This is a genomic window from Nocardia sp. NPDC003183 (assembly GCF_053590715.1).
In genome coordinates, this window is the sequence record NZ_JBSFTG010000013.1 from 167323 (window position 1) to 192046 (window position 24724).

At 67.3% G+C, this 24724-nt stretch carries 18 protein-coding genes and 1 tRNA gene; 11 read left to right on the forward strand and 8 right to left on the reverse strand.

Annotation, left to right across the window (positions count from 1 at the left end; translation table 11 throughout):
* Positions 1-15: 15 nt before the first annotated feature.
* Positions 16-408, forward strand: a complete 393-nt coding sequence (locus ACWDXS_RS28310) for an Rv3654c family TadE-like protein (protein WP_449970193.1) — start codon at positions 16-18, stop codon at positions 406-408.
* Positions 409-707: 299 nt separating this feature from the next.
* Here ACWDXS_RS28310 and ACWDXS_RS28315 read toward each other — a convergent pair whose 3' ends face one another.
* On the reverse strand, positions 708-3098 hold the full coding sequence (locus ACWDXS_RS28315) for a DEAD/DEAH box helicase (RefSeq protein ID WP_449970196.1): 2391 nt from the start codon (positions 3096-3098) through the stop codon (positions 708-710).
* Between the two features lie 435 nt (positions 3099-3533).
* Here ACWDXS_RS28315 and ACWDXS_RS28320 point away from each other — a divergent pair, with 435 nt between their 5' ends.
* The 4 genes from ACWDXS_RS28320 to ACWDXS_RS28335 all read left to right on the forward strand — a co-directional run bounded on the left by ACWDXS_RS28320 (position 3534) and on the right by ACWDXS_RS28335 (position 8414).
* A complete protein-coding gene (locus tag ACWDXS_RS28320) occupies positions 3534-3740 on the forward strand; it encodes a cold-shock protein (RefSeq protein ID WP_019044597.1) in 207 nt (68 codons plus the stop codon).
* A gap of 237 nt (positions 3741-3977) precedes the next feature.
* Positions 3978-6914 carry a type I DNA topoisomerase gene (gene topA / locus ACWDXS_RS28325; protein WP_449970199.1) on the forward strand — a complete coding sequence of 979 codons (2937 nt, stop codon included), beginning with the start codon at positions 3978-3980 and terminating at the stop codon, positions 6912-6914.
* Positions 6915-7080: 166 nt separating this feature from the next.
* Complete coding sequence (locus ACWDXS_RS28330; RefSeq protein ID WP_387445905.1) at positions 7081-8280, forward strand: DNA polymerase III subunit delta'; 1200 nt, start codon at positions 7081-7083, stop codon at positions 8278-8280.
* A 58-nt stretch (positions 8281-8338) separates the two neighbouring features.
* Positions 8339-8414, forward strand: a tRNA-Thr gene (locus ACWDXS_RS28335).
* 354 nt (positions 8415-8768) lie between these two features.
* Here ACWDXS_RS28335 and ACWDXS_RS28340 read toward each other — a convergent pair.
* The gene (locus tag ACWDXS_RS28340) at positions 8769-9314 is read right to left on the reverse strand and encodes a ricin-type beta-trefoil lectin domain protein (RefSeq protein WP_387445904.1); all 546 of its coding nucleotides are present in this window, start codon (positions 9312-9314) and stop codon (positions 8769-8771) included.
* 702 nt (positions 9315-10016) lie between these two features.
* On the opposite strand from ACWDXS_RS28340, the gene ACWDXS_RS28345 reads away from it, so the two are divergent.
* From ACWDXS_RS28345 to ACWDXS_RS28360, 4 genes are all read left to right on the forward strand, one after another.
* A complete protein-coding gene (locus ACWDXS_RS28345; protein WP_378996422.1) occupies positions 10017-10265 on the forward strand; it encodes a phage tail protein in 249 nt (82 codons plus the stop codon).
* A gap of 238 nt (positions 10266-10503) precedes the next feature.
* Positions 10504-11139, forward strand: coding sequence for a TetR/AcrR family transcriptional regulator (locus ACWDXS_RS28350; RefSeq protein WP_378996424.1), 636 nt, complete (start codon positions 10504-10506; stop codon positions 11137-11139).
* A 117-nt stretch (positions 11140-11256) separates the two neighbouring features.
* Positions 11257-11838: an ArsR/SmtB family transcription factor gene (locus ACWDXS_RS28355; RefSeq protein ID WP_378996426.1), complete on the forward strand. Its 582-nt coding sequence runs from the start codon at positions 11257-11259 to the stop codon at positions 11836-11838.
* An 8-nt stretch (positions 11839-11846) separates the two neighbouring features.
* A complete protein-coding gene (locus ACWDXS_RS28360; protein WP_449970204.1) occupies positions 11847-13220 on the forward strand; it encodes an alpha/beta hydrolase family protein in 1374 nt (457 codons plus the stop codon).
* Between the two features lie 95 nt (positions 13221-13315).
* On the opposite strand, the gene ACWDXS_RS28365 is transcribed toward ACWDXS_RS28360, so the two are convergent.
* Complete coding sequence (locus ACWDXS_RS28365) at positions 13316-14404, reverse strand: alpha/beta fold hydrolase (protein WP_378996431.1); 1089 nt, start codon at positions 14402-14404, stop codon at positions 13316-13318.
* Between the two features lie 215 nt (positions 14405-14619).
* Between ACWDXS_RS28365 and ACWDXS_RS28370 the strand changes: the two genes are divergently transcribed.
* Positions 14620-15084 (forward strand): DUF2752 domain-containing protein, encoded by a 465-nt coding sequence (locus ACWDXS_RS28370; protein WP_378996433.1) that lies wholly within the window; start codon positions 14620-14622, stop codon positions 15082-15084.
* Positions 15085-15122: 38 nt separating this feature from the next.
* Positions 15123-15308, forward strand: a complete 186-nt coding sequence (locus tag ACWDXS_RS28375; RefSeq protein WP_378996435.1) for a hypothetical protein — start codon at positions 15123-15125, stop codon at positions 15306-15308.
* Here the strand turns inward: ACWDXS_RS28375 and ACWDXS_RS28380 are convergent.
* The 5 genes from ACWDXS_RS28380 to ACWDXS_RS28400 all read right to left on the reverse strand — a co-directional run bounded on the left by ACWDXS_RS28380 (position 15293) and on the right by ACWDXS_RS28400 (position 24702).
* Positions 15293-16648 carry a M1 family metallopeptidase gene (locus ACWDXS_RS28380; protein WP_378996437.1) on the reverse strand — a complete coding sequence of 452 codons (1356 nt, stop codon included), beginning with the start codon at positions 16646-16648 and terminating at the stop codon, positions 15293-15295. The genes ACWDXS_RS28375 and ACWDXS_RS28380 overlap by 16 nt on opposite strands.
* Entirely contained in the window at positions 16648-20556 is a 3909-nt protein-coding gene (locus ACWDXS_RS28385; RefSeq protein WP_449970209.1) for a Pls/PosA family non-ribosomal peptide synthetase, read from the reverse strand. Before ACWDXS_RS28385 ends, ACWDXS_RS28380 begins: the two co-directional genes overlap by 1 nt.
* Before the next feature lie 156 nt (positions 20557-20712).
* Entirely contained in the window at positions 20713-21147 is a 435-nt protein-coding gene (locus tag ACWDXS_RS28390) for a MarR family winged helix-turn-helix transcriptional regulator (protein WP_378996442.1), read from the reverse strand.
* 110 nt (positions 21148-21257) lie between these two features.
* Positions 21258-22514, reverse strand: coding sequence for a hypothetical protein (locus ACWDXS_RS28395; protein WP_449970213.1), 1257 nt, complete (start codon positions 22512-22514; stop codon positions 21258-21260).
* Positions 22507-24702, reverse strand: a complete 2196-nt coding sequence (locus tag ACWDXS_RS28400) for a S8 family peptidase (protein ID WP_449970216.1) — start codon at positions 24700-24702, stop codon at positions 22507-22509. Before ACWDXS_RS28400 ends, ACWDXS_RS28395 begins: the two co-directional genes overlap by 8 nt.
* Positions 24703-24724 lie beyond the last annotated feature (22 nt).

A 24724-nucleotide genomic window follows, 5' to 3' on the forward strand; every position in this document is an offset into this window, starting at 1 on the left:
GGAACGGCTCGAGAAGTGAAACCGTACGGGTCGAAGGACCGTAGGTCGTCGTGGTTCACGGCGGATGGAGGCGGGGCAACGGCGTTCGTGTGTGTGGCGTTGGCGGGGTTGATCTGCCTGACGTTGCTGGTGGGCCAGGTGGGTGTAGCGGTGGTGGCTCGGCATCGGGCGCAGGGGGCCGCGGATCTGGGCGCGCTGGCCGCGGCGGGTCTCTTGGCGGAGAGCGCGGAGACGGCATGTGGGGAGGCCGGGGAGATCGCCCGGCGGATGGGGGTTCGAGTACGGCGGTGCTCGGTCGCGCAGTGGGATGTTGTTGTAGATGTCGAGGTGAATGTGTCAGCGGGAGTGTTCGGTATGCGCACTGTGCAGGCTTCAGCACGGGCGGGTCCGGTGGAAGAGAATGAGTGACGCGCAAGTGTTATCACTGGCCGGTGGTTGTTCCGCGCCGAACCAATTCGAATTAACCGGAAGTGCTTATGCGCTATTTCATGCGCATTCTTTGATCTGGGCGAGAAAAAAATGAAAAAAACGATGTAATCGCGCCCGTGGCTCCAGTTGGCTATGTGCCAGTTAATAGAAGAGTGGTCCTTTTTATTCGGACACGGGGCGTCGGCTGACATATCGCTGCTGGTCAGCAGTAATTCGGACGAGTGACCAACATTCTTCGAGTGCGGTGTCTCGCCGGTCACGCCGCGAGCGTGCGGACATCATGAATCCGCAGGTAGCTCCCGATGAGCCCGCAGCTCGCCGAGAACGGCGGCCAGCAAGCGCGCGGCGGCGTCCTTGTCCAGGGGGTTGTTGCCGTTTCCGCACTTGGGCGATTGCACGCACGAGGGGCAGCCGTCCTGGCACGCGCAGCTGTGGATCACGCTCAGCGTGGCGGACAACCAGTCCGTGAGCTGGGCGAATCCGCGCTCGGCGAACCCGGCGCCACCGGGCTGGCCGTCGTAGACGAACACCGTCGGCGCGCCGGTATCGGGATGTTCGGCGATGGAGACACCGCCGATGTCCCACCGGTCGCAGCCCGCGACCAGCGGCAACATGCCGATGGCGGCGTGCTCGGCGGCGTGCAACGCGCCGGGAAGCTGTTCGTCGGAGATGTCCGCGGCGGCGAGCAGCCGGGGCGTGACGGTATACAGGACGGCCTTGGTGTGCAGGGTCTGCGCGGGCAGATCGAGCTCCACCTGGTCGAGCACCTCGCCGGTCACCAAGGTTCGCAGGTAGCCGACGACCTGGTTTGTCACCGCCACCTGCGCGGATGCGGCCGTGACCGCGCCGAGCACGCGCTCCTCGATCACCCCCTGAACGGTGATCGAGGTGATCTGCCGGGAACTGGTGGTGAAGCCGGGATCCACCTCGTTGACGAACGCGACACCACCCTCGAGGTCCAGTTCGTCGACCAGATAGGTCTCGCCCTGATGCAGATGGACAGCCCCCGTGTGCAGCGTGGCGGGTGCCCGGCCTGCGTCGGCGGTGCCGAGCAGGCGTCCGGTCTCGGCGTCGACGATCGCGACCGGCGAGCCGAGTCCACCGCGCACATCCACGTCGTCGTGCGGGTGGGTGTGCGCGGTGATGTGCCAGCGCGCACCCGCGCCGCGGGTGCCCGGCCTGCGCCGGATCAGGCCCTGATCGGCGAGGTCGGCGAGTACTTCGTCGGCTCTGAACTCGCTCGCCTCTTCGTCGGTGAGCGGCAGCTCCATCGCGGCGCACAGCAGTTGGGGGCCGAGGATGTAAGGGTTGTACGGGTCGGTGATGGTGGCCTCGATCGGCCGGTCGAGCAGCGCTCGCGGGTGGTGTACCAGGTAGGTGTCGAGCGGGTCGTCGGTAGCCACGAGCACCACCAGCGAACCCTGCGTCCGTCTGCCCGCCCGCCCGGCCTGCTGCCAGAACGAGGCGACCGTTCCGGGAAAACCGGCGATGACCACGGCGTCGAGGCCCGCGATGTCGACGCCTAGTTCGAGTGCGTTGGTACTCGCCGCGCCGAACAATGTCCCCTGCGACAGCGACTGCTCGAGCTCCCGCCGGTCCTCGGCCAGATAGCCCGCCCGGTAGGCGGCAACCCGTTCCTGCAGCTCGGGGGCGGTTTCCGCGAGGACGCGACGGGCATCGAGCGCGATCAGTTCGGCACCGCGCCGCGAGCGAACGAAGGTCAGTGTCCTGGCGCCCTCGGCCACCAGCGCCGCCATGATCTTGGCCGCCTCGCTGGTCGCGGTGCGCCGCACCGGTGCTCCGTTCTCACCGGCGCGCATCGCGCTCAGCGGCGGTTCCCACAGGGCGACGGTCCGGGCGCCGCGCGGCGACCCGTCCTGGGTGACAGCGGCCACCGGCGCCCCGATCAGCCTGCTCGCCGACGCGGCCGGATCGGCACTGGTCGCCGAGCACAGGATGAACACCGGGTCGGCGCCGTAGAACCGGGCGAGCCGACGCAGCCTTCGCAACACCAGCGCGACGTGCGAACCGAACACTCCTCTATATGCGTGGCATTCGTCGACCACCACATACCGCAGGTTGCGCAGCACCCGTGCCCAGCGCTGATGCGAACGGAGAATCCCGACGTGCAGCATGTCGGGATTGGTGAAGATCCAGCGGGCGTTGGCCCGCACCCACTGTCTGACCTCGGCGGGAGTGTCGCCGTCATAGCTCGCCGGATGCGCCTCTCGCAGCGGATTGTCGTGGATCAGGCTGCCGACGGCGCGGAGTTGATCGGCGCCGAGTGCCTTGGTGGGGGAGAGGTACAGCGCGGTGGCGCGGGGGTCGTCGTGCAGCGCGGTGAGCACCGGTAACTGGTAACCGAGCGATTTCCCGGACGCGGTTCCCGTGCTCACCACGACGTGGTTTCCGGTCGCCGCGAGATCGGCCGTGCGGGTCTGGTGTTCCCACGGCAGCGTGATCTCCTGCGCGTCCAGGGCTGTGACCAGCTCCGATGGCACCCATTCCGGCCACGCGGTGGTGTGTGCGCGCCGTGCGGGCAGCTCGGCGATGTGGGTCAACGGGTTGCCGCCGGCAGCCGCCTCGGTCAGGACACGATTGAGCAACGATCGCCCATAGCTCTCGCCCGTATCGTGCTCTCGGACCTCGGTCCGGTCTGTCGGATTCATCCAGTCCTTCTCTCACGCGACACGCGAAGTGTGAAACGTGTGTGTGCGACAACCACTACCTGGGATTTCGTAACCCAGTAGCGATCTGGGTCACAGCATGTTTGCTGGAAGCTCACTCGGTTATCAAGAAGCAAACAGACCGAAAGTACGGATACACCCAATCTGTCCCTTACCTGCACATTCGCAAGATCATGAATTTTGCAAATAGTCGGTAACTCGACTGTCGAATTGCGCAGAGACATGGTTCACTGGGTCTCGGTCGCAAGCTTCTGTGTTCGAGGGACGGATCCAAGGTCCAAACCATCAGCAGGATCGTTGTTGCGAACGCCGTGCTCAGGATTTCCTTGCAGGGGGACCAACAGTACAGCGGTCGGAACGGGCCCGGTGGACGAACCCAGTTGTCCGCCGTTTCCGGTAGAAAGAGAAGGAAACAGAATGGCACAGGGAACTGTGAAGTGGTTCAACGCGGAGAAGGGGTTCGGCTTCATCGCGCCCGAGGACGGCTCCGCTGACGTCTTCGTCCACTACTCGGAGATCCAGGGCACGGGCTTCCGTACCCTCGAGGAAAACCAGAAGGTCGAGTTCGAGGTAGGCCAGGGCACCAAGGGCCCGCAGGCCACCGGCGTTCGCGCGCTCTCCTGAGCTGCGGAACACAACAACGCCTCGTCCCCCTCCTCCGCATGCGGAGGAGGGGGACGAGTCATTTCCGGGTACCATCGCCCAGGACAGCGCCCGCGTCGTGAAACGCCGCAAATGCCTCTACCCCAAGTGCGCAGGGTATAAACGTCACTGGTGGTGATGTCCGAACGTCGCCGTCTGCCCCAGCCGCGCACCGAGCGGACCTCCCGACGCGCGGATCTAGAAGGAAGGTGTTCGCCGGTGGCAACACGAGACCGCAGTTCAGCCGACCAGGGCCGACCCCTGCGTCGTCTCGTGATCGTCGAGTCGCCGACCAAGGCCCGCAAGATCGCGCCCTACCTGGGTCGCAACTACACGGTCGAGGCCTCGGTGGGCCATATCCGCGACTTGCCGCGCGGTGCCGCCGACGTGCCCGCCAAATACAAGGGGCAAGCGTGGGCCCGCCTCGGTGTCGACGTCGATCACGACTTCGAGCCGATCTATGTGGTGAACCCGGATAAGAAGGCCAAGGTCGCCGAGCTCAAGAGCTTGCTGGCCGACGCCGACGAGCTCTACCTCGCCACCGACCCCGACCGTGAGGGCGAGGCCATCGCCTGGCACCTGCTCGAAACGCTCAAGCCGAAGGTCCCGGTTCGCCGGATGGTCTTCCACGAGATCACCGAGCCCGCCATCCTCGCGGCCGCCGCCGACACGCGCGAGCTCGACAACGATTTGGTCGACGCCCAGGAAACCCGTCGCATTCTGGACCGCCTCTACGGTTACGAGGTCTCCCCGGTGCTGTGGAAGAAGGTCATGCCGCGGCTGTCCGCCGGTCGCGTGCAGTCCGTCGCCACCCGGGTGATCGTGCAGCGTGAGCGCGAGCGCATCGCGTTCCGCTCCGCCGGGTACTGGGACATCGCCGCCAAGCTCGACGCGGGTCCCGACGAGAAGTCTGATTCGACCAACCCGCGCACGTTCGGCGCGCGCCTGGTGCAGGTCTCCGGCGACCGTGTGGCTTCCGGTCGTGACTTCGGTTCCGACGGTCAGCTCAAGTCGGCCACCGGTGTCGTCGTGCTCGACGAGGCCTATGCCCGCAGGCTGGCCGAGGCGCTGGACGGCGCCGCGCTCGAGGTCAGCTCGGCCGAGGCCAAGCCGTACACGCGCAAGCCGTACCCGCCGTTCATGACTTCCACGTTGCAGCAGGAAGCGGGCCGCAAGCTGCGGTTCACCTCCGAGCGCACGATGCGGGTCGCGCAGCGGTTGTACGAAAACGGCTACATCACCTACATGCGTACCGACTCCACGACGCTGTCGGAGTCGGCGATCGCGGCGGCTCGCTCGCAGGCGACCCAGCTCTACGGCGCGGAGTACGTCTCGCCGTCGCCACGCCAGTACACCCGCAAGGTCAAGAACGCGCAGGAGGCACACGAGGCGATCCGTCCCTCGGGTGACACCTTCATGACGCCCGGTCAGCTGGCCTCGAAGGTCGACAACGACGAGTTCAAGCTCTACGAGATGATCTGGCAGCGCACGGTCGCCTCGCAGATGGTCGACGCGCGCGGCACCACGCTGACCCTGCGCATCACCGGCACCGCGCGGACCGGCGAGGAGTGTGTGTTCTCGTCCTCGGGTCGCACCATCACCTTCGCCGGGTTCCTCAAGGCCTACGTCGAGAGCGTGGACGAGGAGGCGGGCGGCCAGTCCGACGACGCCGAATCCCGTTTGCCCGCACTGGAAGAGGGCCAGAGCGTCACGGCCGTCGAGCTCACTCCCGACGGCCACAGCACCAACCCGCCCGCCCGCTACACCGAAGCCTCGCTGATCAAGACGCTGGAAGACCTCGGCATCGGCCGCCCGTCGACCTACTCCTCGATCATCAAGACGATCCTCGATCGCGGGTACGTCTACAAGCGCGGCAGCGCGTTGGCCCCGGCGTGGGTGGCGTTCGCGGTGGTCGGCCTGCTCGAGGCCTACTTCGGTCGACTCGTCGACTTCGACTTCACCGCCGCGATGGAGGACGACCTCGACGCCATCGCCGGTGGACGCGAGCAACGCGGAAACTGGTTGTCCAGCTTCTACTTCGGTGGCGAATCCGGCGCCGAGGGTTCGGTCGCGCGGTCCGGTGGCCTCAAGAAGATGGTCTCCGTGCAGCTCGACGACATCGACGCGCGCGAAGTGAACTCGATCAAGATGTTCGTCGACGAAGAGGGCCGCGATGTCGTGGTCCGCGTCGGCCGCTTCGGTCCGTACCTGGAGCGGATGATCATCAATCCCGATGACCCCGAAGGGGATCGGATCTCGCAGCGGGCGAACCTGCCCGACGATCTGCCGCCCGACGAGCTGACGCCCGAGGTCGCCGAGAAGCTGTTCTCGACGCCGCAGGAGGGGCGCTCGCTCGGCGTCGACCCGGTGTCGGGGAACGAAATCGTCGCCAAGGAAGGACGTTTCGGCCCGTACGTCACCGAGGTGCTGCCGGAACCGCCCGCGCCCGAACCGGACGCGGCGCCCGCGAAGAAGACCAAGAAGGCCGCGGAGGTCAAGCCGCGCACCGGTTCGCTGTTCAAGTCGATGGACCTGGCCGAGATCACCCTCGACGACGCGCTGATGTTGCTCTCGCTGCCCCGCGTGGTCGGCAACGATCCCACCTCGGGTGAGGAGATCACCGCGCAGAACGGCCGCTACGGCCCGTACCTGAAGAAGGGTACGGATTCCCGTTCGCTGGCGACCGAGGATCAGTTGTTCTCGGTCACCCTCGAGGAGGCGCTGAAGCTCTACGCCGAGCCCAAGCGTCGCGGGCGTCAGGCCGCGGCTGCGGCACCGCTGCGTGAGCTGGGCAAGGACTCGGCGACCGACAAGCCGATGGTGATCAAGGACGGTCGTTTCGGTCCGTACGTCACAGACGGCGAGACCAACGCGAGCCTGCGCAAGGGTGACGAGGTCGAGTCGATCACCGACGAACGCGCGTCCGAACTGCTGGCCGATCGCCGGGCGCGTGGGCCGGTGAAGAAGGCGGCGAAGAAGACGACCGCGAAGAAGGCGGCCAAGAAGGCGCCCGCCAAGAAGGCTGCGGCGAAGTCGACCGCGACCAAGGCTGCCACCAAGACCACGGCCAAGAAGACGACCGCGAAGAAGACCGCAGCCAAGAAGGCTCCGGCGACGAAGGCCACAGCGAAATCTGCTGGGACAGAAGACGATTGAGCGAGCGGTGCGGGCCACTGAGGTGTGGTCCGCACTGTAGATCGTCCCGTTCGCGGGTGAATCCGTGCGCGCGCTGGTGCCGGAGCCCTGGCTACCGCATCAGCTGATCGTTGATGACCCAAGGCGTCCGGAAGTGTTGTCGGACCCCGCGGCTAGGGTGTAGCGCGTGGCAGGTGTCTTCGATCGACTGGTCGGCCAGGACGTGGTCGAGACCGAGCTGGCCGCTGCCGCGAAGGCGGCGCGGGCCGGTGTGGTCACCGGGGCGATGACGCATTCGTGGTTGTTCACCGGGCCTCCCGGTTCGGGGAGGTCTGTCGCGGCGCTGTGTTTCGCGGCGGCGCTGCAATGCACCGATCCCGAGACCGTCGGGTGCGGGCAGTGCCATGCCTGCACCACCACGATGGCCGGTACCCACGGTGACGTGCGGCGCATCATCCCCGAGGGGCTGAGCATCAGCACCAAGGAGATGCGGGCCATCGTGCAGATCGCGGCACGTCGCCCGAGCACCGGTCGCTGGCAGGTCGTGGTTGTCGAAGATGCCGACCGCCTCACCGAGGGGGCCGCCAACGCGCTGCTCAAGGTGGTCGAGGAACCGCCGGACCGCACTGTCTTCCTGCTGTGTGCTCCCACCGTCGACCCCGAGGACATCTCCGTCACCCTGCGCTCGCGGTGCAGGCACGTTCACCTCGTGACACCGACCGTTCCCGCGATCGCCCAGGTCCTGCGCGAGCGCGACCGACTCGACGCGAAGACCGCCGACTGGGCTGCTTCGATCAGCGGCGGCCATGTCGGTCGAGCCCGCCGCCTCGCCACCGACGAGGACTCTCGCCAGCGACGCAAGCGCGCCCTCGCTCTGGTCACCGCGACCGAGCGCCCCGGCGCCGCCTACGCCGCCGCCGACGAACTGGTGAAGTCAGCCGACGACGAAGCCAAACTGATGAGCGCCGATCGCGACGACCGCGAACGCGACGAACTCGCCACCGCTCTCGGCGCGGGTGGCACCGGCAAGGGCTCGGCGTCCGCCACCCGCGGTTCGGCGGGCGTTCTCAAAGACCTCGAACGCCGCCAGAAGTCCCGCGCCACCCGCACCGGCCGCGACGCACTCGATCGCGCCCTCATCGACATCGCCGGCATGTATCGCGACGCCCTGGCCATGCGATTCGCCGGCCGCGGCACCCCCATCACCCTCACCCACCCCGACATGGCCGACGAGATCACCGACCTCGCCACCAACGTCCGCCCCGAAGGCCTCCTCCGCAGCATCGACGCAGTCCTGGCCTGCCGCGAAGCCCTCGACCTCAACGTGAAACCTCGCTTCGCCATCGCCGCCATGACCGCCACCCTCATCACCGCCCGCACCACCTGACCACCCGTTTTCGCGTTCTACCCCTTCCCGCGATAGACTCGCGTCGCCGAAATGGCACGCCGCCTTAGCTCAGTCGGTAGAGCGCTTCACTCGTAATGAAAAGGTCGGGGGTTCGATTCCCCCAGGCGGCTCCAGTTCAGAGGCCCTTTCCGGTTCGCCGGGGAGGGCCTCTCTCGTTTCAGTGTGCCAACCGGCGGGAAATCCGTCCTGCGGCTCACCGGTTCAGAGCGGCCCCCGCCGCCTTCGATTCGTCCGCATGCGTGGCAATCGGGCGGTCGTCCGACACGCGACACCCAGCGCCAGGAACTCGGCGCGCTGCGCGTTCTCGAGCGCCGCGAGATGCGAGCCGACCCAACCGGTCCCGGGTCGTGGACGGAACAGACGCCTGGTATCTCGCGCAGCCTGCGCATCGACTGGTCAGTGTCCGTTCGGTCGAGATCGGGCACGTTGTGCGCCGTTGAAGCCGATCTCGCACGCGCATCTCGACGTCACCATTGCTGCTGTGCTCCGTTGTTGCAGGACCACACCTGGACCCGCCCGGTGAGCGTATGGCCGTTGGTGGTCAGCGCGTCCAGGCACAGGCGATCATTCAGGCCGTTGCGCAGGCTGTGGCTGGGCCCGGCGATCCACCGCTGCTGCGCGCCGCCGTTGCAGGCCCATACCTGGACGACTCCGGTGAGCGTGCGCCCGTCGCGGGTCAGCGCGTCCAGGCACAGGCGTTCATCGAGAGCGTTGCGCAGACTGCCGTTGGGCCCGGGAATCCACCGCTGCTGCGCTCCGTTGTTGCAGGCCCATACCTGGACGACTCCGGTGAGCGTGCGCCCGTCGCGGGTCAGCGCATCCAGACACACGCGTTCATTCAGGCCGTTGGGCATTGTGATGCCGGCCCCGGCCGAGCTGGCAGGCGCGAACACCATCATGGCCGCGGCAGCTACGACGGCCCCCCGGCCGAGCAGGCCGACGAGTCGTCGAGCCGAGCGCTCGGGCCGATTACGTCCCGCACGTACTACTCCGGCAGAAAGTGGATTCTTCACTGGTATTCCCTTCATGGCGCATTCGCCTATCGGTGCGAATTGCCTTGCTGCAGCGGATTTTTCCGACTTCGATGAGGGAAACGTAGCCAGCGCGGAATGTCGGATCCTTAATGAACGCTTTCGTACGAGGGTGCCTGGGCACGAGATGTCCCCGAGGTGCGAACATCCTCGGGGACGGTGAGTTACCCGCGGCACTGGTGCGGGCTGCGCCGCACAAGGGTGAGCAGACTCCGTCAGTTGAACTGGGACCGGCGGGCAAGGAACCGCATACCGTGGTGCACGGCGTGGGCCAAGCGGCCGACGACGCGTGCGACACCGCGCACCACGCGACCTCGAATTCGACCTATCGGGTCGTGGCTGAAACTAGCTCTGACCTGCTCAGCCTCGGTGGCCTTCGGCTCGCTGATCGTGTTCCGGATAGTGCACGAGCGGTGACCGGGAAGCCGGTCACGTCAGCTGCAAATCGTTGATCGACCCCTCGGCTGAAATGGACTCCCTACATCGCAGAAGAGGACTTCGAATATCGACAGCGGTGGTCTGCCCGGGCGACAACATGCCGAGGTTCCCGGCGCGGAACGGGTTGCGAAGGGGGTGTGGCGGCGGAGTTTGTGACCGGGCCGAGGGCTGCGGTAAAACATGTGCGACCGCACAGACGCGGTCGTCCGATCTTCACATCCGTTGTATGAGAGGACTTTTCAGCACATGGATCCAATTCTCGGTCAGATCTCGATCTTCACTTACGGCTGGACACCGCAGGGCTGGTACCCGTGCAATGGGGACATCCTGAAGGTCTCCGACCACCAGGCGCTGTTCAGCTTGATCGGCAACAAGTTCGGTGGCGACGGCAGGACGACCTTCGCCCTGCCGAACCTCAAGGCTGCCGGTGAGACGCTCGGCGACAATCTCCTCTACGCCATCGCCACCGAGGGCATCTACCCCCAGCGCCCGTAGACGCGAAGGTTTCAGCGGCGCGGGTACTGGCCGGCGACCGTTCTCTACATACCCACTGAATAGTGCAGGGCGGGTATCGGAAAGTTCCGGTGCCCGCCCTTGCTGTAGGTGAACCAGTCCTTGTACGCCGTGGGCTGGACGCGATAGCGGCATGGCCGGATGTGTGCCGATCGGGTGGTCTTCTTCGGTCTACGCTGTGCTGCAGCAGTTCAGTGTTGTGAACGGTAAGGATCGAAGCGTGCCCCCGCCCCCTCGTAGTCGCCGCCAGCCCACGCAGGATCGAGCCAAGGCGACGCGGAACCAGATCCTCGACGCCGCCGCGAAGTTGTTCGGGGAGCGCGGGATCACCGAGACCTCGACCAATCGGATCGCGGTGGCGGCCGGAGTCAGTATCGGTACGGTGTACCGCTATTTCAACGACCGCTCGCGAATGGTCGACGAGCTGCTGGACCGGCTGCTCACCGACATCGAAACGGCGTTCACCACCTCGATGTTCAGTCTCAGGGGCTTGTCCACCCAGGAGATTTTCACCGCGATCTTCGGTGTCATCACCGACGTATTGGTCGCCAATGCCGGGCTGCTGCGGGCCCTGATCGCGGGCGTGCAGTTCTACAGCAGCGGCCTTCCCGAGTTCGAGCCGCGGTTGCGGCTGATGATCAAGATGCTGGTGATCCAGATCCTGGGTCCAGGCGATGACCACAAATACGACGTGATGGCCTCGGTCGTGGTCAACACCGGATTCGCGGCGGTGCTGCGCGCCTCGGCCCTCGATGTCGATGGCAGCGAGCGCCGTGAACTCATCGCAGCCACCGCTGAGATGGTCGCGACGTGGTTCGACGAGCATCAGCTCCCGAACCGTGATCTCACCTGGTAGTCCGCTGGCAGGAACCTGACCTCGAAGTCGAACCCTCCGTCACCGGAGCCACGGCCGCGATTCCATGTTGCATAAATTTCTTTGCACAGATATTTGTGCAAAGAGTACGTTGTAACTATGGCCGACGAGGTACCGCCCCGAGAGATCACCGATCCCGCAGCGCTGCGCGCGCTCGCGCATCCCCTGCGTCAGCGCATCCTGCGCGCGCTCGCCGAGAACGGACCGGCCACCGCGACAGCATTGGGCGCTCGGCTGGGCGAGAACACCGGCGCGACCAGCTACCACCTGCGCCAACTCGCCGAACACGGCTTCATCGAAGAGGCGCCCGAACTGGCCAAGGGCAAGGAACGGTGGTGGCGTTCGCCGCCGAAGGACCTGCGCTACCGGATGGATCGCGAGCAGTCACCGGAGCTCCGCGAGTTGATGGAAGGTCTTGTCGCGCAGCACATCGCCGAAGACATCGAGATGTTCCAGCGCTTCCAGGCCGAGCGTGCCGAGCTGGGCGAGTGGGCCGACATGATGCCCTTCTCGCGTGGCGCGATCTACGCGACGCCGGCCGAACTCGAGGAATTCTTCGAGGACTACATGACGCTGCTCAAGCGTTTTCAGCAGTCTCACCCGCAGGATCGCCCGGGCGCCCGCCGTGTGCTGACGCGCTTCCTCGCCTTCCCCGCACCTCGCACGAACACCGCAAACTAGGACTTGGCGTGCTCTCTTTCTTCCGGCGAATCATCCTGCTCACCTTCATGATCACCGTCGTCACCGGATTTCCGGCGGCGCACGCGCAGAACACCACCACCGTCGACATCACCGTCACCCGCTCGGACGGCACGACCACCGCGGGCACCGTGCATGCTCCGGCGGGCGCGTCCGGCAGGCCGGGCGTCGTGCTCGTCCACGGATCGGGCGACGGCAGCGGCGAGCACTACGACCATGTCGCCGAGGCGTTCGCCCGCGCGGGCATCGTCGCGTTGCGCTACGACAAGCGCACCGAGGATTACACGCCGTCGCACCGTGACTACTCCCTCCTGGCCGACGACGCGCTGGCAGGCGTTGCCGCACTGCGGAATCGGCCCGAGGTGGACCCGGCGCGAGTGGGTCTGTGGGGCCTGTCGGAGGGCGGATGGGTCGCGCCCCTAGCCGCGTCGCGATCCGCCGACGCGGCGTTCTTGATCACGATCGGCGCGAATTCGGCCGCACCCGCCGCGCAACAGAACTGGGCGAACGAGACGCGGTTCGGCGCGGCGGGCGTGCGCGGTTCGATGGTTGATGTGCTGGCCCGCAACGGTATTCGTCAGCTGGTCGCGGCCGGTCAGTTCGCCCAAGCCGACTACGACCCGATCCCGGTGCTGGAGCGGATCACCCAGCCGGTCCTGGCGATCTGGGGTGATCTGGACCGTCTGACCCCACCCGGTGACAGTCTGCGCGGCTTCCAGACCGCCTTCGAGCATGCCGGAAAGACGAACTACACGCTGCGCACCCTCCCGAACGCCCAGCACGCCGGACAACCGACCACCGATGGCTTCGACAAACTTCCCGGTTTGGCGCCGGGATATGGCGAGCTCATGGGTGATTGGGTCAACGGGCTTCCCGGCGCCGCGACACCACCGACAACGGATCAACCTGCGGCACAGGGGCATTCGGTGCGGGCGCTGACTCCCGCCGCATGGTGGGAATCGACCGCGGTGCAGCTGACCTTGCTGTTCGGCATGATCCTGGCGCTGGGCGGCTACGCGTGCACCGGAACGGTCCGCTCCTGGCGACTGCCCGATCGGCTGCCGGCGCGAGTGTTGTTGTGTACGACGGTGATCGGCATCCTCGGCACGATCGTCCAGCTCGGCTACATCCTCACCACCCGCGCAACCTCGTTCGGCCCCTTGCTGTTCGGCCGAACCCTGCCCTGGCTGGCATTGCAGGTGATCGCCTTCGGGGCGGTGGTCGCGCTCGGTTTCGTGCTCGCCCGCGCCCGTCACACCCTCGCCGGTGCGAGCGCCGGAGCACGGACCCGATGGGTCCTCTTGGTCTGCGGTGGAACAGGTTTCGTGCTCTGGGCACTGTACTGGGGTCCGCTGCTCCCTTGAACCTACGAGAAAGGCCCCCGACGAGGTCGGGGGCCTTCTTCGCGGTTACTCCTGAGCCGATCGCCGTTGATCGGTCTCAGGAGAACTGGCTCGGGTCAGCGGGCAGCGACGTTGCGGCGGGTGGCCCGAGAGTTCATGGAACTGCGCAGGATCTGGTGCAGAACGGCGTCGAAGGCGTCGGTGTCTTCGACATTGCTGAGGTGGCCGTGCGGCAGCACGTGGAAATCGGCCAGATGGCCGGTGCGGCGCAGGGTGTCGACGATCGGGCGTGACAGGCGCTGCGGCAGCAGCCGGTCCCTGGCGCCGGCGATCACCGTGGTCGGGACGGTGAGGTTGGCGGTGCCCGCCGACAGATCCATGTCGGCCATCGCGGCAGCGTGGCGCCCGCGCGCGATCGGACGACAGGAGCGGATGATGCCCATCGCGAAGTCGACCTCGTCGGCAGTGGCCTCGGGGGTGAGAATGCGACTGCGCAGAACCTGCTGGGTGAGCCAGCCGCCGGGGATCGGTAGCGGCGCGAACAGCAGCGACTCGCTGACCGGCTGCGGCATCCGTACCGGTGCGCCGAGCAGCGTGACCGGGTATTGCGCGACGGTGAGCTGCTTGTTCAGCAGCGGCAGCATGTCGGTTTCCCAGCGGATCGCGGCATTGGCGGTGTTGGCGAGCAGCACGGCGGACGCGCGTCGGGAGACCTGTTCGGGGTGATGCTTGGCCCAGGCCTGAATGGTGAGCCCGCCCATGCTGTGCCCGGCCAGGACCGCTTTCTCGTCTTCGCGCAGCGTCGCGTCGAGGACGGCGGACAGGTCGTCGGCCAGGGTGTGTTCGCTGGGGGCGGCGGTGCCGAGGGTGGAGGCGCCGTGGCCGCGCTGGTCGTAGCTGACCACGCGGTACTCGCCGGCGAAGGCGGTGATCTGCGGGTTCCAGTATTCGATACTGCAGGCCCAGCCATGGATGAGGACCAGGGTGGGGGCGGTATCGGGACCGTAGACGTGGACCCGGAGCTGCGCGCCGTCCGCGGTGGTCACCGGGACGACCCGGTGCTCGACGGTGGGGGCGTTGAATTTCGCGGTGGCGAAACTGCGGGTACGCAGCCCGGCACGGAACTGTGCGGTCAGTGCGCCGGTCTCGAGGTGAGAGACCATGGATCGCGCTGCCGCGAGCGTCATCATCGACTTCGCAAGCATTGTCGGCACTCCTTTGTGTCGTAGGCCACCGTACAGTGCAAGCCAGGGTGCTAGCTAGTGTTAGCGGGTCACAGTGTCCCACTTGTTGTGAACTGGGTCACCGAGCGTGCTGACATTGTGAAATCGCCTGAAATCAGCGAAAAATTACACCGGATGGGCACGATCGGGCATCGGTCGCGCTGGCGGCGGCGGACGGCCGCCGCTACCGTATTGGAGTGGACAAAACGCACGTCACGGCCGAGTTTTCCGGCGCGGACCCGAACCGGGGTACCGCGCGCTCGACCTGGCAGCGGATGACGCCACCGCTGCTCGCCGCCGGTCTCGGCGTCGGCACGCTGGCCCTGCTGCATTTCCGTGACCCCCACATCGAGGGTTCCTACGGGCTGTGCCCGGTGTACGCGCTGTTCGGGGTGTACTGCCCCGGGTGCGGCGGCATGCGCGCGATGCACAATCTCACCGACGGCAACATCGTCGACTCGCTGCACAGCAATCTGCTGGCCCTGCCCCTGACCGTGGCCTTCGCGGTCTTCGTCATCGACTGGATCCTGCGCGCTCGTCGCGGACAGCGGTGGCGCGTGCCCGGGCTCAGCGCGGTGACCGTGTGGTCTTTCTTCGGCCTGCTCGCCCTCTATACCGTGCTCCGCAACACGCCATGGGGAACGTGGCTCACCCCCGTCTGACGCTGATTCGCGAGCTGATTACCGGGCACCCTGGAGATATGGGCGATTCACTGAAAGACAGAGTCCGGCGGAAGTTGCAGCGTCAGCTCGCCCAGGACGGACCCGACCCCGAGCAGGACGACGCCAGGACCATCTCGGTCGCCGACGATCTCGAGGCGCTGGAGATGGTGCAGGCCGACGATCCGCTCATCGAGGAATTGGCCCAGCGCTATCTGGTGTTCTGATGCGCCTGCCCGCCCAGCGGCGGTAGTTGCGGCAGCGGCTTGGTCCCGAGCCAGATCGCGAACAACCCACGCAACGGCGCCACGCTGTAATGACCGGCCAGGTCGACGAACTCCTCCGTAGTAATAGAGGAATGCAGGAAGCGCGCGGTCCATTCGCGAATCAGCTCGAAGAACAGATGGTCGCGTAGTTCCAGCCGCAGCGCGTGCAGGGTGAGCGCCCCGCGCTTGTAGACCCGGTCGTCGAACATGTCCTTGGGTCCGGGATCGCCGACGATGATGTCCTGCGGCTGACGCGCCAGGTTCGCGCGCGCCGCCCGCGCCAGCTGATCGGCGGTCGGTCCACCGGACGCTTCGGACCAGATCCATTCCGCGTAACAGGCGAAACCTTCGTGCAGCCAGATGTCCTGCCACCGCTTCAGCGTGAGGCTGTTGCCGAACCATTGATGCGCGAGTTCGTGTGCGACAAGACGTTCCGCGCCGCGCTTGCCATCGCAATGGTTGGCACCGAAGATCGAAATGCCCTGCGCCTCGATCGGGATGTCGAGCTCGTCGTCGGTGACGACCACGGAGTAGTCGTCGAACGGGTACGGCCCGAACCGCTCGGTGAACAAGGCCATCATCTCGGGCTGACGCGCGAAGTCGTGTTCGAAGCTCGCCCGTAACCGTGGCGGGATGACCGCGTGCATCGGTACGGGTTCACCGACGGCGCCGACCCGGTACTTGCGGTAGTTGCCGATCTGGATCGTCGCCAGATAGCTCGCCATCGGCTCGGCCATCTCGTACACCCAGGTGGTCTGGCTGGCCTTGGCCTGCTTACCGACCAGGGTGCCGTTGGCCAGCGCGTAGAACGGGCTGTCGGTGGTGATCGAAATCCGGTAGGAGGCTTTGGAACTCGGGTGGTCGTCACACGGGAACCAGGACGCGGCGCCGTTGGGCTGGCTCGCCACCAGCGCGCCCTCGGTGAGCTCTTCCCAGCCGACCTCGCCCCACGGGCCGCGCACCGGCTTGGGGGTGCCCGAGTAGTGGACGGTGATCTCGAGAACGCCACCGGCGGGGATCTTCTGCTGCGGCGTGAGCGCGAGCTTGCCCTGCTGATGGACGAATTTCACCGCCTTCGATCCGTTGACGAGAACCTTCGACACCATCAATGCCTGCGACATGTCGAGGGTGAACCACGGCCGCACCGCAGTGGTGACCGCGATGATCACCGCACGCCCGGCGAGCCGGTTGCTGGCGGGCCGGTAGCTCAGCTCCAGCTCGTAGCGGGACACGCGGTAGCCGCGATTGCCGTTCTGCGGCAGGTACGCGTCGATGGGGTCCTCGTAGAACTTGCTCCGCATCAGGCGGCTCCGCGCTGCCTCGACTCCCGCGTCGAGGCGGGATCGGTCCAGTGCGCGATGGGATTGCCCCACCAGCGAGTCGACGGCGGAACCACGTCGCCGCGCATGACGAGCGACGCCGGGCCGATGGTGGCGCCCGCCCCGATGTGGGCGGCGGGCAGGGCGACGCAGTGCGGGCCGAGGGTGGCGCCCGCATCGAGTGTCACGGTGTCCATGGACATGATGCGGTCGTGGAACAGGTGTGTCTGCACCACGCAGCCGCGCTCCACGGTCGCGCCGTCACCGAGTGTCACCAGGTCCGCCTCCGGTAGCCAGTAGGACTCGCACCATACCCCGCGGCCGATCTTGGCACCGAGTCCGCGAAGCCACAGATTCATGACGGGAGTACCCGTGGCGGCCCGCGCGAACCACGGCGCCGCGACGGTCTCGACGAAGGCGTCGGAGACCTCGTTGCGCCACACGAACGAGCTCCACAGCGGGTACTCCACCGCGCGAATCCGCCCGACGATCAACCACTTGGCGGCCACCGCGATGGCACCGGCGACAGCGCCCGCGGCCATCAGTACGAGACCTGAGACAAGAGCCGCGACAAGGTAATCGGTGTGCTGAGCGATCAACGCGAGTACGAGCAGCACGCTGAGACCGATGGCGAAGGTCACCATCACCGGGATCAACCGGCAGGTCTCCACGAAGGCACGGGCCAGCTTGAGCCGCAGCGGCGGATCGAACGTGCGCGAGGTGTCGCTGGATTCGGTCGCGCGACGAAGCCGCACCGGCGGGCTGCCCAGCCAGGACGAGCCTGCCTTGGCCTTGTTCGGCGCGGCCGAGAGCACCGCGACCAGACCGTTCTTGGGCACGCGCCGACCGGGCGCGGTCATCCCCGAATTGCCGAGGAAGGCGCGCTTGCCGACCTTGGACTCGCCGATGCGCAGCCAGCCGCCACCGAGCTCGTAGCTACCGATCATGGTGTCGTCGGCCAGGAACGCGCCGTCGGAGATCACAGTGAACTTGGGCAGCATCAGCACGGTCGACGCCTCGACGTTCTTGCCGATCTTCGCGCCGAGCAGGCGCAGCCAGACGGGGGTGAGCAGGCTGGCGTACAGCGGGAACAGGAACGTGCGGGCGGAATCGAGCAGGCGTTCGGTGGCCCACACCTGCCAGCCGGTCCGGCTGCGCACGGGGTGGTAGCCCTCGCGCAGACCGATGCTGAGCAGCCGCACCGCGAGCACGGTCGCCACGGCGTACACGCCGAGACTGAGCAGCGTGGCGAGCGGCAGGATGGCGAAACCGTGCAGGGCGGCGGCGCTGATCGTGGTCTCCTCGCGGACCCACCAGGCGATGAAAGTGCCGCCGACGGCCAGGCCGAACACGGGCATCGCGGCCAGCACCATCGACGACAGGCCGAACACGACCAGCCAGTGCCTGGCGCGTTCCGGGGAGTGGTCGGGCCAGCGGCGCGGTGCCTTCCCGGTCTTGGTGGCGGGCGAACCCGCCCATTCCTGTTCGCCCTTGACCTTGCCCGAGACGGCGGAGCCCGGGGCGATCTCGGCCTTCTTGCCGATCTTGGTGCCGGGCAGCAGGATCGAGCGGGCGCCGATCACCGCGCCGTCACCGATGGTGATACCGCCGATGTGCACGATGTCGCCGTCGACCCAGTAGCCGGACAGGTCGACCTCGGGTTCGACGCTGGCGCCGTCGCCGAGTTCGAGCATGCCGGTGACCGGCGGCAGGCTGTGCAGGTCGACGCCCTTGCCGATCTTGGCGCCGAGCGCGCGAGCGAACGGAACCATCAGCGGTGCGCCGGACAGGCTTTCGGCGCCACTGGCCTCGGACAGGCGTACGGCGGCCCATAGACGCAGGTGCACGGCCGAGCCGCGCGGGTAGGACCCGGGCCGAAGTCCGGCGAGCAGAATTCGGGCGCCCGCCACGCAGATCGTCATGCGGCCGATCGGCGAGATGAACAGCACGAACGCCAGCAGAATCCACCACCAGGACAGGCGTGGCAGCCACGGCAGCGAACCCGACCAGCCCGCGATGCCCGAGACCACGGTCAGCCACGTGACCCACTGCAACCCGGTGAGGGTGGTCAGCGGGATCGTGGCCAGCACCTGGGCGATCTGGGCGCGCACCGGCGTCGGCTGCACGACGCGCACGTCGACGGCCGCGACCGGTGCGCTGCCGTCGAGCAGTTCGACCAGCGAACCGAGCCGCGGGTGGTCGTAGAGATCGGCGACGGTGACGTGCGGGTACTGCTCGCGCAGCGCGCCGACGAGCTGCGCCGCCGACAGTGAGCCGCCGCCGAGATCGAAGAATTCCGCGTCGAGATCGGTGGGCTGGGTGCCGAGGATCGCGTCCCACAGGTTCGCCACCCACGCCGCGGTGCCGGACAGTCCCGTCTCGGGTTCGTCGGTCGACGGCAGCGGCCATGGCAGTGCGTCGCGGTCGACCTTGCCGGAGGTGCGGGTCGGCAGGTCGGCGACGACAGCCAGTCGCGGCACCAGCGGAGCCGGAAGTTGTTCGGCCAGAATCTCTCTGGCCTTCTTCACATCGAAATCAGGACCGGCGCCGGTGAGGTAGCCGACGAGAATCTTGTTGCCGGCCTTGGTGGTTCGAATCGCGGCAGCCGCGCCGCTGACACCCGGCAGATGCTGGAGCGCGTTGTCGAGCTCACCGAGTTCGATGCGGCGGCCACCGATCTTGATCTGGTCGTCGGCGCGGCCGAGGAAGATCAGGCCCTCGCGGTCGTTGCGGACCAGATCCCCACTGCGATAGGCGCGTTCCCACCCGAGGGAGGGCAGCGGCGCGTACTTCTCGGCGTCCTTGGCCGGATCGAGGTAGCGGGCCAGTCCGACGCCGCCGATCACGAGTTCACCGGTTTCGCCTTCGCCCACCGGGTTGCCTTGCGGGTCGACGACGGTGAGGTCCCAGCCGTCGAGCGGCAGGCCGATCCGGACGGGCATCTCGCCGGTGAGCAGCGCGGCACAGGCGACCACGGTCGCCTCGGTGGGCCCGTAGGTGTTCCACACTTCGCGGTCGGCGCCGGTCAGCCGTTCGGCCAGCTCCGGCGGTACCGCTTCGCCGCCGAAGATCAGCAGTCGCACCGATTCCAGCGCCTGGGCAGGCCAGGTCGCGGCCAGCGTCGGCACCGTGGAGACGATGCTGATCTCGCGGCGCATCAGCCATGGGCCGAGGTCGGCGCCGGTGCGCACCAGATCGCGCGGCGCCGGAACCAGGCAGGCGCCGTTGCGCCAGGCCAGCCACATTTCCTCGCAGGAGGCGTCGAAGGCCACCGACAGGCCGGCCAGGACCCGGTCGCCGGGGCCGATCGGGGCCTTTCGCAGGAAGAGCCGGGCCTCGGCGTCGACGAAGGCGGCGGCATTGCGATGGGTTACCGCAACCCCTTTCGGGGTGCCGGTGGAGCCGGAGGTGAAAATGATCCACGCGTCGTCGGCGGGGGTGGGCAGGGTGTTCCAGTCGTGGTCGCCGGTGGCCGTGGTGGCCGACTCGATGCCGTCGCCGGTGGCGATCGCGCTCACCCTCGCCTCGCCGAAGACGAGCCTGGCTCGCTCCTGCGGGTCGTCGGCGTCGACGGGCACGTAGGCGGCGCCGCAGTAGAGCACAGCCAGAATCGTCACGTACAGCGCGGCGGAGCCCGAGGGCATCCGCACGCCGACCCGGTCGCCCGGTCGTACGCCCGCCTCGGTGAGCTCGGCCATCCTGGCCTCGATCGTGGCGATCAGTTCCATGTAGCTGAGCACAACGGTGCCGTCGTCGATGGCCGGTGCGTCCGGGTGTGCGAGGGCGGTGCTGGTCAGGATGTCGACCAGGGTGCGCGGCGGCGCGGCGAGATCCGCGCGCAACAGCGGGTCGCGCAGGACCGCCGGTACCTCAGTGTGTGGCTCGAGCATCGTGCTCAGTCCACCTCTCATCGGTTGACCCCCATCGGTGGTGTCTGTTGTTTCATGAGCGGGTTACCGGAGGGCAAACAGGATGGTCACCAGATGCCAACGGTACTCGGTGCGGGTGTTGCCGGACGGCAGCGAAAGGCGTGCCGTCGGCGCTGTTCACGACGGTGATTCCGGCAATTCGCCGAGGGCGGTGACCGCCAGCCGGTGCAGCGTCCGCTGTTCGTCTTCATCCAGGCCGCTCAGCACGCGGGCGGTGGCCTCGGCGATCAGCTTGTCGGTGCGTTTGCACTGCTTGCGCCCGGCCTCGGTGATCCGCAGCCGGTATTTGCGGCGATCCTTGCCGTCGCGGGTGCGCTCTACCAGGTCGGCGCGTTCCAGCGCGTCGATCAGACGGACGACTTCACTGCGGTCGATACCCAGCGCGTCGCCCACCTTCTTCTGCGTCAGGTCGGCGTTTTCCTCGATGAAGGTGAGCACCCAGTGATCGCGCAACGGGACGCCGATCTCGGCGTGCAGCGCCTTGGTGAGCCGTCCGAGCGCGTACACCGGGTAGCGCGGAAGGCCGCGGACGGAGTTCGTGTTCGTGGACATGAGAGGGAACTCTAGCAAATAGTGGAGGTGCCCAATCATCTTGGGTGTCCATCATGGGGTGCATAGATGGTTGGAAACTGGGTGTGATCAGGCAACTCGGGGGCAATCGGTCAGGGGTAACCGACCACGTTGCGTGCGCGTGGCGAGCGCCCGGATTGATAGGTCTCGGCGCGGCGCCGGACCTGAGCGTGGATGCTCGATGCGGGATCGAGATCGGCGAGGTCGAACGAGATCTTGCCGCCGTGGTCGTGGTGGATGACCAGGGAATCGTCGAGGACGCGGTAGACCGCGCGAACCTCACCGTCGGCCCAGGCTGCGACGTACCGCACCGCGACAGCCCGGTGCAGCGCGAGTCGCCAGTACTTGCTGGTTCGCTCGCGCAATCGGTCGGCGTCGACGCCGTCGTACCAGCTGGGCTCCGTGATGTGCGAGGAGCTGCCCGCCTGTGCCCAACGGTCGGCGGCGCTCAGGTCGACCCACAGGATCTCGCCGTCGCCGACCTGGTGGCCCGCGCGGGTCACGCGGCGTGACGGCGGCCGCCGGGGCGGTTTGGCGCGGGTGCCGACGACGGTGACGGCGGGCGTGCCGGGCAGTCGCGTTGCCGGGTCCACGGGCTGGTAGCCGGGATTGTCCTCGCGGACGAAGCCGAGGACGCGGTCGAAGGCCGACAGGCCCGGTGCGGGGGCGCAACCGTCCAGGCACAGCAGAGTGCGGCCGAGCGCGAAGACGAGGTCCGCCGCGATCGAACCCCGCTTGTCCTCGTCGAACGCGCGGGTGAGGACCTGTGCGGGGACGATCACGATCGAGGTATCCGAGGGGCTGGTGTGCTCGGCGCAGCGGGTGAGGTGGCCGACGTGCGCCGACTCGGACTCGGCGTAGAACAGGTAGTACGCGGTGGCGCCGAAATGCGCTGCGGCGTCCTGTAGGTCGGCTCGCTGCGCGGAAGGTAGAGCAGCCGATTTGATCGGTTCACCTTGTCTGGCCCGCTTGGCCTGGATGAGTAACCGCACTTCGCTGGCACCTGAAGGGTCCTGCACGCTGTAGATGAAATCCGCACCGACTCCACGCCTGCCACGGGCCCGGTTGCCGCCCTCCTCCGGCCGGGTCAGCAGCCGGAGGCCACCCGATCCCGTCGCCTGCGTCGCCGACCCCCACGACGTGCACCGGCGCGGCGGCACGCAATCGGGGCACGGCGCGTCGATGCGGTAGTCGACCCCGGTGAGATGGCCGAGCAGGATCTCGGTGAACGTCTCCTCCTGCCACGGAAACAGCCGCGCGCCCAGGTGCTGCAGCCGGTATACGCTCTGACAACTCAGCCGCCGCGCCGCGATCGGGTCGACGAAGATCTCCGCTGGGAACTCAGACATCGAGTGGGATCTCGATCGTCGGGCGGAGCGCTTCGAGCTGGGTGACATAGGTGCTGAGCACCCGCTCGTACAGGTCGTCGACCTTGGCGTGGCGCACGGTGATCACCATCGAGTAGCGGATCGGCTGTGCGTTGACGGCGGGATGGCCCGATTCCCTGGCGGTGTGGTGGATGTCGAAGACCGGGTTGCGCAGGCTGTTGACGCGCTTGCTCCGCTCGGCGTGCAAGACGGTGTCCCACTTGTGGGAGTCACGGCGCAGCACGGCCTCGGGATCGAGTTCGGTCGCGCGGAAGAACGGGGCCGAATCCGGGTGGATTCTGGTCGGTTCGGCGAACCGCTCGTCATGCGGACGGAACGTGACATCGAGGCCGCTGCGGGTGTAGCTGCCCGGGTCGGCGGGGTCGACCGGGGTAGCGAAGACCAGGGTCGCCCGAATGCGGACCATCCCGGCGGGAAGCGCTGCGGGGAGCGGAATCCGGGCGCGCAGGTACTTCGCGGGGGTGAGCTCACCCTGATAGAGAACTCTGGCTTCGCCGTCGCCGCACAGAACCATGTCGGCCAGGGTGGCGGCGATACGGCCGTGTCCTGAGTCGGAATCCGGTGAACTGGTGCGTCTTTCGGCGGTGTGCACGAGCAGGGCCTTCAGGTCGAGCGCACCGAGTTTCGGGCCGAACAGGGTGCGGGCGCCCAGTGCGGCGCGCAGGGCCATCGGGGCGGCGAAGCTGGTGCCGGAGTCGGGAACAGCGGTGCCGTCCGGTTCGACGACGTGGAACGGTTCGTGATCGCTGCCGCCGAAGGCGAGCAGGTCGGGCTTCACGGTGCCGGGGGAGCGGCCCGGCCCGATCGCGGAGTACGGCGCGCGATTCCATTGCGCTCCCACCCGATCCGACGAACCGACCGCGAGCGCGTTGACGCTGTCGGCCGGAACCTGCACGCGCGCATTGCCACTCGGCTTGTCGGCCTCGCCGTTGTTGCCGACCGCGATGGTGGCCAGCGTGGTGCCGTCGCTCAGGTAGTCGTCCCAGAACGCGGTCCAGGCGTGCACTTCGTCGTCCTCGATGGGGAGTTCGGGCCCGATGCTGACATTGACGAACTCGTATTTGCGTTGGCGCAGAACGGTATCGATGCGCTCGATGGCCGAGTACAGCTCGCACTGGTCGTCGTCGGTGTCCTCGTCGAGCACCTGATAGTGGTCGATGTAGCCGTAGGGGACCGGGACCGGCTGGACAGGGTCCACGCTGCCGAACAGCAGCGCCGAGGTGACGCGGTGGCCGTGGTCGAGATAGGTGCGCTGCGGCGCGGCGCTGTCGGCGAAGGTGTGGGCGTCGACCCAGCGGGTCAGCGGGGTGCGTGCGGGGATGCCACCGTCGAAGACCGCGATGGTGAGTTCCCGGTCGGTCGGCTCGGCCGTCGGCAAGGCCGGGCGGAACGTCGACAGCGCTGTCCTGGTGGTGGTGTCGCGCCCGAGCTGGGTGCGCATGCGCGGCATGCGGCGGATCACCCTGGTGAAGGAGTAGCCGGCGAGCGCGGCGATGGCGGCGTGGGTTCCGGTGACGGGGACGAAGGCCAGACCACCGTTGTCGAGTCGGCGGTCGATGGCCACGTCGAGATCGAGATCGCGGGAGAAGTCGAGCAGACCCTGCAGGGCGATGTCGCGATCGGAGTGCAGCACCAATTCGGCGACGGTCTCCGAATTACGCGGTTGCGCTGCGAGTCTGAGCCTGTCGGCGGCATTGTTGAGCCGGAATTCCGCCAGGCTGACGATTCCGATCTCGGCGCCGCCCAGCGGTGTGTCGGCATTGATCCGCGCGGTGAGCAACTGCAGATTGACGCGGGTCGTCGCCAGGAACAGCAGGGTGCTCGCCCGTGGTCGGCCGTGCTCCGGCGCGATCGCCACCGGCCTGCTGCCCAGTGGATCCAACTGCATCGATGTGAGAAGTCGTGTGGGATAACCACTTTTGGACAGGTACTGCGGATGCAGAGTGACCGCCGTGACCGTCTCGTCCTCCGGGCAGGCCGTCTTCGGCAACGCGTCCGCACTCGAGGTGGCCGCGCTGAGCATCGGCGCGAGTCGGGCTCGCGCCTGCGCCACCGTGTACGGGGACTGCGGCGAGCCGCCCGATCTGCTGGGAGAGATGGGCGCGGTGAGTCGCTCACCGAAGCCGATCAGAAATCGCGGTCCCGCCACCGGTGAATCCCCCCAGCTGCCA

What these genes read in the sequence shown, in the direction of transcription:
- ACWDXS_RS28315 (WP_449970196.1), bottom strand. Translation starts at nt 3,098, where the DNA reads ATGAATCCGACAGACCGGACCGAGGTCCGAGAGCACGATACGGGCGAG.
- ACWDXS_RS28320 (WP_019044597.1), top strand. Translation starts at nt 3,534, where the DNA reads ATGGCACAGGGAACTGTGAAGTGGTTCAACGCGGAGAAGGGGTTCGGC.
- ACWDXS_RS28345 (WP_378996422.1), top strand. Translation starts at nt 10,017, where the DNA reads ATGGATCCAATTCTCGGTCAGATCTCGATCTTCACTTACGGCTGGACA.
- ACWDXS_RS28355 (WP_378996426.1), top strand. Translation starts at nt 11,257, where the DNA reads ATGGCCGACGAGGTACCGCCCCGAGAGATCACCGATCCCGCAGCGCTG.
- ACWDXS_RS28365 (WP_378996431.1), bottom strand. Translation starts at nt 14,404, where the DNA reads ATGCTTGCGAAGTCGATGATGACGCTCGCGGCAGCGCGATCCATGGTC.
- ACWDXS_RS28375 (WP_378996435.1), top strand. Translation starts at nt 15,123, where the DNA reads ATGGGCGATTCACTGAAAGACAGAGTCCGGCGGAAGTTGCAGCGTCAG.
- ACWDXS_RS28380 (WP_378996437.1), bottom strand. Translation starts at nt 16,648, where the DNA reads ATGCGGAGCAAGTTCTACGAGGACCCCATCGACGCGTACCTGCCGCAG.
- ACWDXS_RS28385 (WP_449970209.1), bottom strand. Translation starts at nt 20,556, where the DNA reads ATGCTCGAGCCACACACTGAGGTACCGGCGGTCCTGCGCGACCCGCTG.
- ACWDXS_RS28390 (WP_378996442.1), bottom strand. Translation starts at nt 21,147, where the DNA reads ATGTCCACGAACACGAACTCCGTCCGCGGCCTTCCGCGCTACCCGGTG.
- ACWDXS_RS28395 (WP_449970213.1), bottom strand. Translation starts at nt 22,514, where the DNA reads ATGTCTGAGTTCCCAGCGGAGATCTTCGTCGACCCGATCGCGGCGCGG.